General features: G+C 65.8%; 14 protein-coding genes. 6 read left to right on the forward strand and 8 right to left on the reverse strand.

All coding sequences use genetic code 11. The annotated features are described in order from the left end of the window. Window positions 1-5: 5 nt before the first annotated feature. A complete protein-coding gene (gene prfA / locus MJ602_RS04095; RefSeq protein ID WP_243019498.1) occupies window positions 6-1,091 on the reverse strand; it encodes a peptide chain release factor 1 in 1,086 nt (361 codons plus the stop codon). 99 nt (window positions 1,092-1,190) lie between these two features. Beyond that, window positions 1,191-2,492, reverse strand: a complete 1,302-nt coding sequence (gene hemA, locus MJ602_RS04100) for a glutamyl-tRNA reductase (RefSeq protein WP_162017084.1) — start codon at window positions 2,490-2,492, stop codon at window positions 1,191-1,193. A 75-nt stretch (window positions 2,493-2,567) separates the two neighbouring features. Here hemA and MJ602_RS04105 point away from each other — a divergent pair, with 75 nt between their 5' ends. Further along, window positions 2,568-2,846 (forward strand): hypothetical protein, encoded by a 279-nt coding sequence (locus MJ602_RS04105; RefSeq protein ID WP_162017083.1) that lies wholly within the window; start codon window positions 2,568-2,570, stop codon window positions 2,844-2,846. A 149-nt stretch (window positions 2,847-2,995) separates the two neighbouring features. Here the strand turns inward: MJ602_RS04105 and MJ602_RS04110 are convergent, their stop codons facing one another. The 6 genes from MJ602_RS04110 to ugpB all read right to left on the reverse strand — a co-directional run bounded on the left by MJ602_RS04110 (window position 2,996) and on the right by ugpB (window position 9,156). Beyond that, window positions 2,996-4,105 carry a DUF1513 domain-containing protein gene (locus MJ602_RS04110; protein ID WP_243019499.1) on the reverse strand — a complete coding sequence of 370 codons (1,110 nt, stop codon included), beginning with the start codon at window positions 4,103-4,105 and terminating at the stop codon, window positions 2,996-2,998. Between the two features lie 118 nt (window positions 4,106-4,223). Next, the gene (gene ugpQ, locus MJ602_RS04115) at window positions 4,224-4,961 is read right to left on the reverse strand and encodes a glycerophosphodiester phosphodiesterase (protein ID WP_243019500.1); all 738 of its coding nucleotides are present in this window, start codon (window positions 4,959-4,961) and stop codon (window positions 4,224-4,226) included. An 8-nt stretch (window positions 4,962-4,969) separates the two neighbouring features. Beyond that, on the reverse strand, window positions 4,970-5,977 hold the full coding sequence (locus MJ602_RS04120; RefSeq protein WP_162017080.1) for a sn-glycerol-3-phosphate import ATP-binding protein UgpC: 1,008 nt from the start codon (window positions 5,975-5,977) through the stop codon (window positions 4,970-4,972). 63 nt (window positions 5,978-6,040) lie between these two features. Continuing rightward, window positions 6,041-6,892, reverse strand: a complete 852-nt coding sequence (gene ugpE, locus MJ602_RS04125) for a sn-glycerol-3-phosphate ABC transporter permease UgpE (protein WP_243019501.1) — start codon at window positions 6,890-6,892, stop codon at window positions 6,041-6,043. 2 nt (window positions 6,893-6,894) lie between these two features. Continuing rightward, a complete protein-coding gene (ugpA, locus tag MJ602_RS04130; protein ID WP_162018132.1) occupies window positions 6,895-7,776 on the reverse strand; it encodes a sn-glycerol-3-phosphate ABC transporter permease UgpA in 882 nt (293 codons plus the stop codon). Between the two features lie 72 nt (window positions 7,777-7,848). Next, the gene (ugpB, locus tag MJ602_RS04135) at window positions 7,849-9,156 is read right to left on the reverse strand and encodes a sn-glycerol-3-phosphate ABC transporter substrate-binding protein UgpB (protein WP_243019502.1); all 1,308 of its coding nucleotides are present in this window, start codon (window positions 9,154-9,156) and stop codon (window positions 7,849-7,851) included. A 289-nt stretch (window positions 9,157-9,445) separates the two neighbouring features. Here ugpB and serA point away from each other — a divergent pair, with 289 nt between their 5' ends. From serA to ubiE, 5 genes are all read left to right on the forward strand, one after another. Next, entirely contained in the window at window positions 9,446-10,675 is a 1,230-nt protein-coding gene (gene serA / locus MJ602_RS04140) for a phosphoglycerate dehydrogenase (RefSeq protein ID WP_162017077.1), read from the forward strand. 196 nt (window positions 10,676-10,871) lie between these two features. Beyond that, complete coding sequence (locus MJ602_RS04145; RefSeq protein WP_243019503.1) at window positions 10,872-14,786, forward strand: DUF3683 domain-containing protein; 3,915 nt, start codon at window positions 10,872-10,874, stop codon at window positions 14,784-14,786. Then, window positions 14,786-15,223 (forward strand): HIT family protein, encoded by a 438-nt coding sequence (locus MJ602_RS04150; protein ID WP_243019504.1) that lies wholly within the window; start codon window positions 14,786-14,788, stop codon window positions 15,221-15,223. Before MJ602_RS04145 ends, MJ602_RS04150 begins: the two co-directional genes overlap by 1 nt. 111 nt (window positions 15,224-15,334) lie before the next feature. After that, complete coding sequence (locus MJ602_RS04155) at window positions 15,335-15,775, forward strand: gamma-butyrobetaine hydroxylase family protein (protein ID WP_243019505.1); 441 nt, start codon at window positions 15,335-15,337, stop codon at window positions 15,773-15,775. A 141-nt stretch (window positions 15,776-15,916) separates the two neighbouring features. Beyond that, a complete protein-coding gene (gene ubiE, locus MJ602_RS04160) occupies window positions 15,917-16,648 on the forward strand; it encodes a bifunctional demethylmenaquinone methyltransferase/2-methoxy-6-polyprenyl-1,4-benzoquinol methylase UbiE (RefSeq protein ID WP_243019506.1) in 732 nt (243 codons plus the stop codon). Window positions 16,649-16,678 lie beyond the last annotated feature (30 nt).

The following is a 16,678-nucleotide window of genomic DNA, read 5'->3' on the forward strand; positions in this document are numbered from 1 at the left end:
TGGCATCAAACCGTGCTTTGTTCGAGATCGGCCAGTTGTTCGGCCTCGCGGGCATGGCGCAGGGCCTCCAGCACTTCACCCAGGTCGCCCTCCATGATGGTGAGCAGCTTGTACAGCGTGAGGTTGATGCGGTGGTCGGTCAGCCGTCCCTGCGGGAAGTTGTAGGTGCGGATGCGGTCGCTGCGGTCGCCGCTGCCGATCAGGCCCTTGCGCTCGGCGGCCTCCTTGGCGGCGCGCTCGCTGCGCTCCTTTTCCTGGATGCGCGCCTGCAGCACCTGCAGCGCCTTGGCCTTGTTGCTGTGCTGGCTGCGCCCGTCCTGGCACTCGGCCACGATGCCGGTGGGTAGGTGCACCACGCGCACGGCGGAATCGGTCTTGTTGATGTGCTGGCCGCCCGCGCCGCTGGCGCGGAAGGTGTCGATGCGCAGGTCGGCCGGGTTCAGCTTGATGGCTTCCTGCTCGTCGGGTTCGGGCATTACGGCCACGGTGCAGGCGCTGGTGTGGATGCGACCCTGCGTTTCGGTGGCGGGCACGCGCTGCACGCGGTGGCCGCCCGATTCAAAGCGCAGCGCGCCGTACACGTCGTCCCCGATCATGCGCAGCACGATTTCCTTGTAGCCACCCAGCTCCGACGGGCTCTCGCTCACCACCTCGACCTTCCAGCCCACATTGGCGGCGTAGCGGGTGTACATGCGCGCCAGGTCGCCCGCGAACAGGGCCGACTCGTCGCCGCCCGTGCCGGCGCGGATTTCGAGGAAAGCGTTGCGCGCGTCGTCGGGGTCCTTGGGCAGCAGCAGTCGCTGGAGTTCGTCTTCGAGCTGCGCCAGCTCGGCCTCGCAGCCGGCGATCTCCTCCTGCGCCATCTCGGCCATGTCGGGGTCGGTGAGCATGTCACGTGCACCGGCCAGGTCGGCCTCGCGCTGCAGGTAGCGCGCATAGCGACCAGCGATCTGCGTGACCTCGGCGTGTTCCTTGGAGATGGCGCGGTACTGCACCATGTCGGCCATGATGTCCTCGCGCGAGAGCAGGAAGTCGAGTTCCTGCAGGCGCCGGGCAAAGCGCTCCAGTTGGGTGCGGAGAAAGGGTTTCATGGCGATCCGAAAAGGGGTTTGCTACTGATTTTGTAGCTGATAGCGCTTATGGATAAAGCGCTGGAGGCCTGTTGGGCCTGAAGAGCCGTAAGAGCGCCGCTACAGGCTGTTCTTGCTCTGCGAGCGCAGGAACAGGCGCGAGGCGGTGCGCGCCGTTTGTTCACGGGTTTCGGCGTCGCCCGCGCGCAGCTCGGCCAGGGTGCCGTGCAGCATCTTCTGCGCCAGGCCGCGCGAGAGCGCGTCGAGCACGGTGTCGATGTCCTCGCCCTTGGCCAGGCGCTTGCGCGCGCGGTCGAGTTCGATGGTGCGCCACACGTCGGCCTGGTCCTGGATCTGGCGGATCAGCGGCACCACGCCGTGCTCTGGGTGGCGCTGGTCCATCCAGTGCATGAAGCTCTGCACGCCCGCGTCGATGATGGCCTCGGCCTGCGCCACGGCCGCCTGGCGGTTGGCCTGGGCGGTCTGCACCACGCTGGCCAGGTCGTCCACGGTGTAGAGGTACACGTCTTCGAGCTGCTTGACCTCGGGCTCGATGTCGCGCGGCACGGCCAGGTCCACCATGAACATGGGGCGGTGGCGGCGCTTCTTGAGTGCGCGCTCCACGGCGCCCAGGCCCACGATGGGCAGGGTGCTGGCGGTGCAGCTCACCACGATGTCGAATTCGTGCAGGCGCTCGGGCAGGTCGGACAGGCGCATCACCTCGCCGCCAAAGCGGGTGGCGAGCTTCTCGCCGCGCTCCAGCGTGCGGTTGGCGATGGCGATCTGCTTGGGGTTGCGCGCGGCAAAGTGCGTGGCGCACAGCTCGATCATCTCGCCCGCGCCGACGAACAGCACGCGCGTGCGGCCCAGGTCTTCGAACAGCTGGCTGGCCAGGCGCACGGCGGCGGCGGCCATGCTGATGCTGTGTGCGCCGATCTCGGTGCTGGTGCGCACTTCCTTGGCCACGGCAAAGCTGCGCTGGAACAACTGGTTGAGCGTGGAGCCCAGGGCGCCCGCGCTTTCGGCGGCGCGCACGGCGTCCTTCATCTGGCCCAGGATCTGGGCCTCGCCCAGCACCATGGAATCGAGCCCGCTGGCCACGCGGAAGGCGTGGCGCGCCACGGGGCCGTTTTCCAGGCTGTAGGAATGTTCGCGCAGCACCTCGGGGCTCACGCCGCCGCTGTGGGCCAGCCAGCCCAGGGTGTGGTCGAGCGCGGGGCGCTCGCCTGCGCAGTAGATTTCGGTGCGGTTGCAGGTGGAGATGATGGCCGTCTCCACCGCACCGCAGGCGGCAGCATTCTGGCTCAGCGACTGGCGCAGGCCGTGCAGCGTGGGGGCGATCTGGTCCAGCGCAAACGCAAACCGGCCGCGCAGATCGAGCGGCGCGGTCGTGTGGTTGATGCCCAGGGCCCAGACTGACATAGGCCGCGATTATAAAATTCTTGCCGCCGCGGTTCCTCTCGGACTGCACGAGTCTTGATTTACGTCATTTCCGCCATGGGTCCACTGGACACGTTCAACCACCTGCTCAACTTCGTCGCGCCCGCTGCGGTGCTGGCGTTGCTGCTCGTTCCCATGGCGCGGCTATTGATGCCGAAATCGGCCCCAGCGCTTTCCTGGTGGGCGCAAGCAGCTATCGTTTTCATAGTGGGTTGCGCGGTGTTGGTTGCCGGTTTGTGGCTGCAGGGGCGTGACGGAAAGATGAGTACCTACGCTGCACTGGTGTTGGCCAGTGCCACCTGCCAGTGGCTGCTGCGGCGTGGCTGGAGGGGTTGAGGCGCGATTTCACTGCCCAGCGGCGCATCCATCGCCATGCCAGGGCGCCCGTGGAACGGGCTTGGCCCGGCCACTGGGTGCGTCCCCCTCCCGCGAAGCGCAGCGTAGCGAGAGAGGGGGGGGAGCCGCGCAGCGCGCTCAGGTGGGAGTCACCCCAACACCGCCCAATGGTTTCCTGCCGCCATGCCCGCAGGCCAGCGCAGCATATGGCCGGGCTCGGTGGCATGCCAGCGGGCCAGGCCCAGGCCGCCGCCAATGGTCACGCCCGGCGCGTCGTCCAGGGGCCACAGTCCGCAGGGGTTCTGCACCTTGCCGATGGTCAGCAGCTTGGCGGGTTCCTGGGGCTGCCACAGCACGACGCGGTTGGCAAACTGCGCCGTCAGCACGAAGCCGCCGTTGGGGCCTGCGGCCACGTCGCCCGCGTAGCCGTCGGCCACCATGTGGGTGGGGATCTTCAGTTCCTTGCCGTCCCACACCGCCAGCAGGGGGGCGTCGCGCCGCTTGGACGGGTCGTCGTGCTCGGCCTGCAGGCCGATGCCCAGGAGTTGCGGGCTGTCGGCCAAAGGGCGGTTCCAGGCGATGTGGTGCGGTGCCAGGCGCTTGTCGCGCAGGCTCCACTCGCCCAGCTTTTCGCCGTTGTCGGGGTTCAACAGCACCAGCTTGGGGTCCATCAGCTCCAGATTGCGCTTGAGGCCCTCGGGGGTGCGTGGAATGCCACCGTTGGCCACCACCAGGCGGCCTTGGGCGTCCACCAGAATCTGGTGCGGGTCGATGCCATGGGTGCGGTGCTCGGCCACTTTGCGCAGGTTTTTGGCATCGCGCACGCTGACCCAGCCCGCGCCGGTTTTGCGGTCGGTCTCGCCGGTGTAGAGCCAGCGTCCGTCGTGGCTGGCGATGACGTGCCCGTCCAGCGTACGGGTGTCGCCTTCCTCGGCCATGGTCAGGCGCTGCACCAGCTTGCCCTGCGCGTCCACCCGCACCATCCAGGTGCCGGGGCGCGTGGCCACGGCCAGGAAGCCGCCGCCTTCTTCGGGCACGATGGCGTGGGGCAGGGTGGGCAGGGTGTGGGCGAATTCGGTCTTGACCTGGCCCTGTTCCCAATCGACGCTGAGTGCTCCGATCTGATAGTCGCGCTCGTTCATGCGCCAGCCGCCGGCCACGCGCAGGCGGGTGCCGCTGGCCTGGGCATGGGCCAGCGCAGGCAGGCAGGTGGTTCCAAGGGCTGCACCAAGCTGCAGCAAGAAGTGGCGACGGTCCACGGTCATCCTTTCTGGGTCTGGACCAATTAAGGGCCGGGATATTATGACAAATGAGAGTGATTTGCGTTGATATTACTCAATGCGGTAGCAGGGGCTTGCCGGTGCGGACTCCCAGCAATCAGGCGGGCGCGAACAGATCGACGCGGTCGGTGATGATGCCGTCGGTGCCCAGGGCGATCAGGCGCTGGGCAGCCCATTCGTCGTTGACGGTGTAGCTCAGGGTGCGCATGCCCAGTGCGTTGACTTGGGCGACCAGCGCCGCGTCCCACAGTGCGTGGTTGCACACAATGGCCACGCAGCCCAGGCGGCTGGCTTCGTCCAGGCAGCCGTCCCACAGCGCATCGATGAGCAAGGCGCGCGGAATGTGCGCTGCCGTGGCTTGCGCGCCTGCCAGCGCCTTGGGCTTGAAGGACGAGAACAGCGGCGGCACTGCCTGGCCTTGCCACAGGCGCGCGGCGGTCTCGCCCACCACGCGGCCGGTGCGTTCTTCATGGCCCGGTGTGGGCTTGATCTCGATGTTCAAGAAGCAGCCGTTGGCGATGCAAAAGCGGGCCAGTGCCTCCAGCGTCGGCACGGCCTCGCCCGCATAGGTGCGGGAATGCCAACTGCCCGCATCCAGCTGGGCCAGTGCACCCAGGGGCAGGTCGCCGGCTGTGCCCTGGCCATTGGTGGTGCGCTCCAGGGTCGCGTCGTGCAACAAAAAAGGCACGCCGTCGGCGCTGAGTTTGGCATCGCACTCGAACATGCGGTAGCCGTGCTGCGCTCCCAGGCGGAAGGCGGCCAGGGTGTTCTCGGGGGCGAGCTTGCCTGCGCCGCGGTGGGCAATCCAGCGGGGGTAGGGCCAGGGCGTGGTCATGGGCGCGCTCACAGCCGCTTGCCCGTGCTGGCGTCAAACCAGTGCAGGCGGTCTTCACGCGGGCGCACGCGCAGGGTGCTGCCGGGCAGCGGGGCGCTGGCGCCTTCTTCCACGCGCACGATCAGTGGCTCGTCGCCCAGGCGGGCATAGATCAGGCGCTCCGCGCCCAGCAGTTCCACGGTGTCAACGTGCAGTTCCCAGCCCTCGCTGGCCACCACGTCCAGGTGTTCGGGGCGGATGCCCAGGGTCTGGCCTGGTTTGCCGCCGGGGGCCTGCTGCAGCAGGTTCATGGGCGGCGCGCCGATGAAGCTGGCCACAAAGGTGCTGGCCGGGCGGTGGTACACCTCCTCGGGCGTGCCGAACTGTTCCATGTTGCCGCCGTTCATCACGATCATGCGCTGCGCCAGCGTCATGGCCTCGACCTGGTCGTGCGTGACGAACAGGCTGGTGATACCCAGTTCGCGGTGCAGTTTTTGAATTTCCAGCCGTGTTTGCGCGCGCAGCTTGGCGTCCAGGTTGGACAGCGGCTCGTCGAACAGGAATACCTGCGGCTGGCGCACGATGGCGCGGCCCATGGCCACGCGCTGGCGCTGGCCGCCCGAGAGCTCGCGCGGCTTGCGCTCCAGCAGGTGGCCCAGCTCCAGGATTTTGGCGGCCTTGTCCACCCGCGTCTTGATTTCGTCCTTGGGCACCTTGGCGATCTTCAGGCCGTAGGCCATGTTGTCGAACACGCTCATGTGCGGGTACAGCGCGTAGTTCTGGAACACCATGGCGATGTCGCGCTCGGCGGGTTCGAGCTGGTTGACCACGCGGCTGCCGATGGCGATCTCGCCGCCGCTGATCTCCTCCAGCCCGGCCACCATGCGCAGCAGCGTGGATTTGCCGCAGCCCGAGGGGCCCACGATGACGACGAACTCGCCATCGTGGATTTCGGCATTCACGCCGTGGATCACCTGGTTGGCCTTGGGCCCGTGGCCGTAGCGCTTGACGATGTTGCGCAGCGAGATGGATGCCATGTTTTTGCTATAAAAAGTGTAGCTGTTTGCGCTTTGTAGATAAGCGCTGGAGCCAAATTTTGCTTATTTTTCCGAGTCCACCAGACCCTTGACGAACCATTTCTGCATGAGCAGCACCACCAGCGCGGGCGGGATCATGGCCAGGATGGCCGTGGCCATGACGATGTTCCAGTCGTTGGCGGCGTCGCCGCCCGAGATCATGCGCTTGATGCCCATGACCACGGGGTACATGGATTCGTCGGTGGTCACCAGCAGCGGCCAGAGGTACTGGTTCCAGCCGTAGATGAACTGAATGACGAACAGTGCCGCGATGCTGGTGCGTGACAGCGGCAGCAGCACGTCCCAGAAAAAGCGCATGGGCCCGGCGCCGTCCACGCGCGCGGCCTCCACCAGCTCGTCGGGCACGGTCAGGAAGAACTGGCGGAACAGGAAGGTGGCCGTGGCCGAGGCAATGAGCGGCACCGTGAGACCGGCATAGCTGTTGAGCATGCCGAGGTCGGAGACCACCTGGTAGGTCGGGCCGATGCGCACCTCCACCGGTAGCATCAGCGTGACGAAGATGGCCCAGAAGAAGAACATGCGCCCCGGAAAGCGGAAATAGACGATGGCAAAGGCCGACAGCAGCGAGATGGCGATCTTGCCGATGGCGATGACCAGTGCGGTGACCAGGCTCACCGCCATCATGCGGCCCACGGGCGCGGTAGAGGCCGCGCTGCCGCTGGTGCCGTTGATGGCGTGGGTGAAGTTTTCGATCAGGTGCGGGCCGGGCAACAAGGGCATGGGGGTCTGCACGATCTCCTGCGCCGTGTGCGTGCTGGCCACAAAGGTGATGTAGAGCGGAAAGGCCACCACGATGACGCCCAGGATGAGCACCAGGTGCGAGATGGCGGTGGCAAGAGGGCGGCGTTCGACCATGGTCAGTAGTTCACTTTACGTTCCACGTAGCGGAACTGGATGATGGTGAGCACCACCACAATGGCCATCAGCACCACCGACTGCGCGGCCGAGCCGCCCAGGTCCAGCGCCTTGAAGCCGTCGTAATACACCTTGTAGACCAGGATGGCCGTGTCCTTGCCGGGGCCGCCCTCGGTCGTGGCGTCCACGATGGCGAAGGTGTCGAAGAAGGCATAGACGATGTTGATGACCAGCAGGAAGAAGGTGGTGGGCGAGAGCAGCGGGAAGACGATGCTCCAGAAGCGCCGCCACGGCCCTGCGCCGTCGATGGCGGCGGCTTCGATCAGGGACTTGGGGATGGATTGCAGCCCCGCCAGGAAGAACAGGAAGTTGTAGGAAATGTGCTTCCACACGGCGGCAAACACGATCAACGCCATGGCCTGGTTGCTGTTGAGCAGGTGGTTCCATTCCACCCCGATCTGGCGCAGCGCATAGCTCACGATGCCGATGGACGGCGCAAACATGAACAACCACAGCACCCCGGCCACGGCGGGTGCCACGGCGTAGGGCCAGATCAGCAGCGTCTTGTAGAACGACGCGCCGCGCACCACGCGGTCGGCAAACACCGCCAGCGCCAGCGACAGCACCAGGCCCAGCACCGCCACCAGCACCGAGAACACAGCCGTGGTCTTGAAGGACGCGATGTAGCTTTCGTCACCCCACAGGCGTTGGAAATTCTCCAGCCCGACCCATTCGACCGAGGTGCCAAAGGCGTCCTGCTGCTGGAGCGACTGCACCAGCGCCTGGCCGGCGGGCCAGAAGAAGAACACGGCGATCACCACCACCTGCGGCGCCAGCAGCACGGCGGGGAGCCACCAGCTCTTGAAGCGCACCCGTTTTTCTATGGTCAAAAGAGGACTCCTGCATCAAAAACGGCCGGGCATGGGACCCGGCCGTGTTGCGAATGGACCCAAGGCTTACTTGTTGGCCTTCTGGAAGCGCTCCAGTTGCTCGTTGCCGCGCTTGACGGCAGCGTCCAATGCTTCCTTGGCCGTCTTCTTGCCGGCCCAGACCAGCTCCAGCTCCTCGTCCATGATGGCGCGGATCTGGTTGAAGTTGCCCAGGCGCACACCACGCGACTTGTCGGTGGTCTTGCGGATCATCTGGTTCACGGCCGTGTCGGTGCCGGGGTTCTGCTTGTAAAAGCCTGCCTTCTCGGTCATCTCGAACGAGGCCAGGGTGATGGGCAGGTAGCCCGTGCGCTGGTGGCTGGCGGCCTGCACTTCGGGGTTGGTCAGGTACTGGAAGAACGCAGCCACGCCCTTGTATTCCGCGGGCTTCTTGCCTGCCATGACCCACAGCGAGGCGCCGCCGATGATGGTGTTCTGCGGTGCGCCCTGCACGTCGGGGTAGTAGGGCAGGGGGGCAATGCCGAAGTCGAACTTGGCGTTCTTCTTGATGCTGGCGTAGGTGGAAGAACTGGCGGTGGCCATGGCGCATTCACCCGAGTAGAACGGCGCATCGCCCTTGTTGCCACGGCCACGGTAGTGGAACAGGCCCTGCTTGGCCATGTTGGCCAGGTTTTCGATGTGGCGCACATGCAACGGGCTGTTGAAGGCCAGGCGCGCGCTGGTGCCGCCAAAGCCGTTGTTCTGCGTGGCAAACAGCGTGTTGTGCCAGGTGGAGAAGCTCTCCAGCTGCGTCCAGCCTTGCCAGCTCGTGGTGAACGGGCAGCTCACGCCCGAGGCCTTGAGCTTGGCGGCGGCCGAGACCAGTTCAGGCCAGGTGCTTGGCGGCTTGTTCGGGTCCAGGCCCGCCTTCTTGAACAAGTCCTTGTTGTAGTTGAGCACCGTGGTCGAGCTGTTGAAGGGGTAGCTCAGCATTTCGCCGCTGGGGGCGGTGTAGTAACCCACCACGGCCGGGATGTAGGCCTTGGGGTCGAACTTGTGGCCGGCATCCGCCATGACCTTGCCCACGGGCACCACGGCGCCCTTGGCCGCCATCATGGTGGCGGTGCCCACTTCGTACACCTGCAGGATGTGCGGCGCGTTGCCCGCGCGGAAGGCAGCGATGGAGGCCGTCATGGACTCGTCATAGGTGCCCTTGTAGGTGGGCACGATCTTGTAGTCCTTCTGGCTGGCGTTGAAGTTGTTGGCGATGTCCACCACCCAATCATTCAGCCCGCCGGTCATCGAATGCCACCATTGGATTTCGGTCTGTGCAAAGGCGGCGTTGGAGCCCATGGCGGCCAGGGCGGCGCTCAGGGCCAGCGTACGGAATTTCATGCGGTTGCTCCTTGGGAAAAGGTAGGACAGTGAAAAGCAAACAGCGTATGGCGAAATTGTTACAGAAAGAAGTCGTCACACCCGCGAAGGGCCTTTGTAACCACGTCGGGGCGTCTGGAGTGACCGGGTAAACCCCGGTATGCAGGTGCAAACCCCTTGCCCCTGACGCTGGTAGTGGCGCCTCTCCAGAAGGCGGTTTTGTGCGCCGCACCATGCTAGGATGGCCCGCCATCCCGAAGCTGGGCGCCCCTGTGGCGGGCCGCCTGCGCTTCACCGACCCAGGACTGCCATGAACCCCACCTCGCTCGACAAAAGCAAGATCAAGTTTCTGTTGCTCGAAGGCCTGCACCCCTCTGCCTTGCAGGTGCTGCAAAACGCCGGTTACAGCCAGATCGAATCCCTCTCCGGTGCACTGCCGCAGGACGAACTCATCCAGCGCATCGCTGATGTGCACTTCATCGGCATCCGCTCGCGCACCCAGCTCACGGCCGAGGTGCTTGCACACGCGCACAAGCTCGTGGCCATCGGGTGCTTTTGCATCGGCACCAACCAGGTGGACCTGAACGCCGCGCGCGACCGGGGCATTGCCGTGTTCAACGCGCCCTATTCCAACACCCGCTCGGTGGCCGAGCTGGTGCTGGCCGAGGCCATTTTGCTGTTGCGCGGCGTGCCTGAGAAAAATGCCGTGGCGCACCGCGGTGGCTGGCTCAAGAGTGCCGAGAACGCCTTCGAGGCACGCGGCAAGACGCTGGGCATCGTGGGCTATGGCGCCATTGGCTCGCAGCTCTCGGTGCTGGCCGAGGCGCTGGGCATGCAGGTGGTGTTCCATGACGTGGTGGCCAAGCTGCCGCTGGGCAACGCACGTCAGGCGGCCAACCTGAAGGACCTGCTGGCGCAGAGCGACATCGTCTCGCTGCATGTGCCCGAGCTGCCGTCCACGCAGTGGATGATCGGCGCCGCCGAAATCGCCGCCATGAAGCCGGGCAGTATCCTCATCAATGCCTCGCGCGGAACGGTGGTCGAGATCGAGCCGCTGGCCGATGCGCTCAAGGCTGGCAAGCTGCTCGGCGCGGCGGTGGACGTGTTCCCGGTCGAGCCGCGCACCAACAAGGATGAATTCGTCTCGCCCCTGCGCGGGCTGGACAACGTCATCATCACGCCGCACATCGGCGGCTCCACGCTGGAGGCGCAGGCCAACATCGGCGTGGAAGTGGCCGAGAAGCTCGTGCGCTACAGCGACAACGGCACGACCACCTCGTCGGTCAACTTCCCGGCCGTGGCCCTGCCGGCCCAGAGTGGCAAGCACCGTCTGCTGCATGTGCACCGCAACGTGCCGGGCGTGCTGTCCGAGATCAACCGCATCTTCTCCGACAACCAGATCAACGTGTCCGCCCAGTACCTGCAGACCAACGAGGCCATCGGCTATGTGGTGATCGACATCGATGCCGAATCGTCCGAACTGGCGCTGCAAAAGCTCCAGCAGGTGCCGCACACGCTGCGCTGCCGCGTGCTGTTCTGATCGACAGGGCCTGTCCGCTGCGCTGTGGCAGCGGGCTGGCCGGGGATGCGTCGCCTGCGCTGCAGCGGGCGATGCGTCAATTTTTTAGAATGTCAGGTCCGAGTCTCCCAGGCTGTAGCCTGAGCACAGCGTTTTGCCCCGGCAAACCCGTTGAGCGCAGGCCCGAGGCGCACTGCCCTAACCCAGGTTCCACCGAATGAATGCCCCCACCGCGTTGGCCGCCCTCACGGCGCAGGCCCCCGAACCCGTGCGTTTGCGCGAGATTCCCTACAACTACACGAGCTTTTCGGACCGCGAGATCGTCATCCGCCTGCTGGGGATGAAGGCCTGGGGCACCCTGCAGCAGCTGCGCCAGGAGCGCCAGACCGGCCGCTCGGCGCGCATGCTCTACGAGGTGCTGGGCGATATCTGGGTGGTGCAGCGCAACCCCTACCTGCAGGACGACCTGCTGGACAACCCCCAGCGCCGCCGCCAGCTGGTGCAGGCGCTGGAGCACCGCCTGGGTGAGGTGCAAAAGCGCCGCACCCCCGACAAGGATGCCGCGCGCGACGCGCTGGTGGGCGAGCTGCTGGAGGCCGCACGCGCTGCGGTGGGGCGGTTTGACGCCTCGTTCCAGCAGACGGCCGAACTGCGCCGCAAGGCACGCCGGGTGCTGGGGCGGCTGACGGCGGGCGACAACATCAAGTTCGACGGCCTCTCGCGCGTGAGCCATGTGACCGACGCGACCGACTGGCGCGTGGAATACCCCTTCGTGGTGCTCACCCCCGACACCGAGGCCGAGATGGCCGGGCTGGTCAAGGGCTGCTTCGAGCTGGGGCTGACCGTCATCCCGCGCGGGGGCGGCACGGGCTACACCGGCGGCGCCATTCCGCTGACCGACCGCAGCGCCGTCATCAACACCGAAAAGCTCGAGGCCATGACCGAGGTGGAGATGGTGCGCCTGCCCGGGCTGGACCGCGAGGTGGCCACCATCTGGACCGAAGCCGGTGTGGTGACCCAGCGCGTGGCCGATGCCGCCGAGCGCGGCGGCTACGTGTTTGCCGTGGACCCCACCAGCGCCGAGGCCTCGTGCATCGGCGGCAACGTCGCCATGAACGCGGGCGGCAAGAAAGCCGTGCTGTGGGGCACGGCGCTGGACAACCTGGCGAGCTGGCGCATGGTGACGCCTGACGCGCAATGGCTGGAGGTGGTGCGCCTGGACCACAACCTGGGCAAGATCCACGACGCTGCCATGGCCAGCTTTGAGCTGCGCTACTTCGAAGCCGACGGCAAGACCCCGGTGCGCACCGAGCGGCTGGACATTCCCGGCGCGCAATTCCGCAAGGAGGGCCTGGGCAAGGACGTGACCGACAAGTTCCTGTCGGGCCTGCCAGGGGTGCAGAAGGAGGGCTGCGACGGCCTCATCACCAGCGCACGCTGGGTGGTGCACCGCATGCCCGCGCACACGCGCACGGTGTGCCTGGAATTCTTCGGCAATGCCAAGGACGCCGTGCCCAGCATCGTCGAGATCAAGGACTTCATGTTCGCCGAGCAAAAGCGCTCGGGCGTGGTGCTGGCCGGCCTGGAACACCTGGACGACCGCTACCTCAAGGCCGTGGGTTATGCCACCAAGTCCAAGCGCGGCGGGCTGCCCAAGATGGTGCTGGTGGGCGACATCGCCGGCGACGACCAGGACGCCGTGGCCCGCGCCACCAGTGAGGTGGTGCGCATCGCCAACTCGCGCAGCGGCGAGGGCTTTGTGGCCATCAGCCCCGAGGCACGCAAGAAGTTCTGGCTCGACCGCAAGCGCACGGCGGCCATCAGCCGCCACACCAACGCCTTCAAGATCAACGAGGACGTGGTGATCCCGCTGCCACGCATGTGGGAATACACCGACGGCATCGAGCGCATCAACATCGAGCTGTCGCTGCGCAACAAGCTGCGCCTGTGCGACGAGCTGGACGCCTTCCTGCGCCGGGGCAACCTGCCGCTTGGCAAGACCGACGACGCCAGCGAGCTGCCCAGCGCCGAGCTGCTGGAAGACCGCGTGCAGCAGGCCTTGGCCCTGGTGGCCGAGGTGCGTGCCCTGTGGGCGCAGTGGCTGCGCGAGGTGGACACACTGTTCCCGCAACTGCAGGACCACAGCCTGCGCGCCAGCTGGAAGACGCAAATCCGCACCCCGCTGCAGCAGATCTTCAATGGCGGCGCCTTTGCGCCCCTGCTGGCCGAGTGCACGGCCATCCACCAGCGCGTGCTCAAGGGCCGCGTGTGGGTGGCGCTGCACATGCACGCGGGCGATGGCAACGTGCACACCAACATCCCCGTCAACAGCGACGACTACGAGATGCTGCAGACCGCGCACGAAGCGGTGGGGCGCATCATGCACCTGGCGCGCAGCCTGGGCGGCGTGATCTCGGGCGAGCACGGCATCGGCATCACCAAGCTGGAGTTTCTGTCCGAAGACGAGCTGCGCCCCTTTGCGCAGTACAAGCAGCGCGTCGATCCCCACGGCCGCTTCAACAAAGGTAAGTTGCTACGAAATCAGGAGCATTCAGCGCTTGCTGAGAAAGCGTCAGAGGCCAAAAATGCCCAGGATTCCTTGCCGCTGTTCGCCGACCTGACCAACGCCTACACGCCCAGCTTCGGCCTCATGGGGCACGAGTCGCTGATCATGCAGCAGAGCGACATCGGCGCCATTGCCGACAGCGTGAAGGACTGCCTGCGCTGCGGCAAGTGCAAGCCCGTGTGCGCCACGCATGTACCGCGCGCCAACCTGCTGTACTCGCCGCGCAACAAGATCCTGGCCACCTCGCTGCTGGTCGAGGCCTTTTTGTACGAAGAGCAGACGCGCCGGGGCGTGAGCATCAAGCACTGGCAGGAGTTCGAGGACGTGTCCGACCACTGCACCGTGTGTCACAAGTGCTACACGCCCTGCCCGGTGAAGATCGACTTCGGCGACGTCACCATGAACATGCGCAACCTGCTGCGCAAGATGGGCAAGAAGAGCTGGCGCCCCGGTAACAAGCTGGCCATGGCCATGCTCAATGCCACCAATCCCGACACCATCAAGCTGCTGCGCGCCGCCATGGTGGGCGCGGGCTTCAAGGCGCAGCGCATGGCGGTGGACGTGCTGCGCAGCATCTCGCGCCGCCAGACGCAGCGCCCGCCTGCCAGCGTGGGCCCGGCGCCGGTCAAGGAGCAGGTGATCCACTTCGTCAACAAGAAGCTCCCCGGCGGTCTGCCCACCAAGACAGCACGCGCGCTGCTGGACATCGAGAACAAGGACTACGTGCCCATCATCCGCGACCCGGCCACCACCACGGCCGACACGGAGGCAGTGTTCTACTTCCCTGGCTGCGGCTCCGAGCGTCTGTTCAGCCAGGTGGGCCTGGCCACGCAGGCCATGCTGTGGCATGCGGGCGTGCAGACCGTGCTGCCGCCGGGCTACCTGTGCTGCGGCTACCCCCAGCGCGGCAGCGGCCAGTTCGACAAGGCCGAGAAGATGATCACCGACAACCGGGTGCTCTTCCACCGCGTGGCCAACACGCTCAACTACCTGGACATCCAGACCGTGGTGGTGAGTTGCGGCACTTGCTACGACCAGCTCCAGGGCTACGAGTTCGACAAGATCTTCCCTGGCTGCCGCATCATCGACATCCACGAATACCTGCTCGAAAAAGGCATCACGCTGCCGGCTGGGCAGGGCGGCTACCTGTACCACGAGCCCTGCCACAACCCCATGAAGCAGGGCGACTCGATGAAGACCGTGCGCGCCCTGGTGGGCGACAAGGTGCTCAAGAGCGAGCGCTGCTGTGGCGAATCGGGCACGCTGGGCGTCACGCGGCCCGACATCTCCACCCAGGTGCGCTTCCGCAAGGAGCAGGAAATCCGCAAGGGCGAAGCGCAACTGCGCGCCAGCGGCGCCGTGGGCGCGCAGGACAACATCAAGATCCTGACCAGCTGCCCGAGCTGCCTGCAGGGCATCACGCGCTACCAGGACGACCTCTCCACCGGCCTGCTCGAAGCCGACTACATCGTCATCGAGATGGCCAAGCAGATCATTGGCGAGAACTGGCTGCCCGAGTACGTGGCCAAGGCCAACGCGGGCGGCATCGAGCGGGTGCTGGTGTGATGACCTGTCCGCTGTGCATGACGGACGGCGGACAGCTGGTTTGGCGCGGCACGCAGCTGCGCGTGATCCGCGCCGACGAGCCGGGCTTCCCGGCGTTTTACCGCGTGGTCTGGAACGCCCATGTGGCCGAGTTCTCCGACCTGACGCAGGCCGAGCGCCGGCACTGCATGGACGCCGTCACGGTGGTCGAGCAGGTGTTGCGCGAGCACTTGGCACCCACCAAGGTCAACCTCGCCGCCCTGGGCAACATGGTGCCGCACCTGCACTGGCATGTGATTGCGCGCTTTGGCTGGGACAGTCACTTTCCGGCGCCGGTGTGGGCCAGTGCGCAGCGTGAACGCGACAGCGCCCAGGAAGCGGTGCTGCGCGAGCGGCTGCCCGCGCTGGACGCGGCGCTGCACGAGCTTCTGGAACGCAGCCTGCCCAGCGTTGGGTGAAGCCGCAGACACCGCCTTCCACCCTCACGCGCAACGCGTGCATTGTCAGGGGACTTGCCCAGGCAATGGGACAATGGCGTTGTTCATCTCACTTCCACACGATGCATTCCCATGGCAGGCCTGACCCCCGGCTCCCCTACGCCCCAATCCATCACCGTACACGGCCAGTCGCGCCAGTTGGAGCTGGTGTTCTCCGACGGCGCTGCATTCCGCCTGCCGTTTGAGCTGCTGCGCGTCTATTCCCCATCGGCCGAGGTCATGGGCCATGCCCCTGGCCAGGAGGTGCTGCAGACGGGCAAGCGGAATGTGGAAATCGCCGACATCGAGCCCGTGGGCAACTACGCCGTCAAGCTCCAGTTCTCGGATGGGCACGACAGCGGCATCTACTCCTGGGACTACCTCTACGCGCTGGGCCAGCACCAGGCTGCGCGGTGGGAGGATTACCTGCGCCGCCTGGAGGCTGCAGGGGTGGACCGGGACACCCCCATGCCTGGGCGCAAGCCCTCCCATGGCCATGGATCGGGGTGCGGCTCCGGTTCCGGCTGTGGCTAAAGCCAATTTGCAACACTTCGCGTGCTATCATTTTTATAGCTGATGGCGCTTTATCGATAAGCCTTGGATGCCGCTAAGGCTTTAGAATCCTATATCCCACGCATTCGCGGGGTTGAACCCTTCACCGCTAGCATTTCCACCATGAGCACCACGCATTTCGGTTTCCAGTCGGTCGATGAGAAAGAAAAGGCACGCCGTGTGCGCGGAGTGTTCGACTCGGTTGCGTCCAAGTACGACCTGATGAACGACCTGATGTCTGGCGGCCTGCACCGCGCCTGGAAGGCCTACACCGTGATGGTGGCCAACCTGCAGGAAGGCCAGCAGGTGCTGGACATTGCCGGGGGCACGGGCGACCTGTCGCTGGCTTTTGCCCGCAAGGTGGGCGCCAGTGGCCGTGTGGTGCATACCGACATCAACGAAGCCATGTTGCGCGTGGGTCGCAACCGACTGATCGACAAGGGCGTGGTGTTGCCCACCCTGGTGTGCGATGCGGAGCAGCTCCCGTTTCCCGACCAGCACTTTGACCTGGTCAGCGTGGCCTTTGGCCTGCGCAACATGACGCACAAGGACATTGCGCTGCGCGAGATGTGCCGCGTGCTCAGGTCCGGCGGCAAGCTGCTGGTGCTGGAGTTCTCGCGCGTGGCCCAGCCATTGGCCAAGCCCTACGACTGGTATTCCTTCAACATCCTGCCGCGCCTGGGTCAACTGGTCACGGGCGATGCCGACAGCTACCGTTACCTGGCCGAATCCATCCGCATGCACCCCGGTCAGGAAGAGCTCAAGGCCATGATGCACGAGGCCGGTTTCGGCCATGTGGACTACCACAACATGACCGGCGGCGTGGTCGCCCTGCATGTGGGTATCAAGTGTTGAGTTGAGAGAGCAAGTGTGACTTCCAAGGAG

Origin of the sequence: Simplicispira sedimenti (assembly GCF_022760965.1) — a bacterium.
GTDB lineage: Bacteria > Pseudomonadota > Gammaproteobacteria > Burkholderiales > Burkholderiaceae_C > Simplicispira > Simplicispira sedimenti.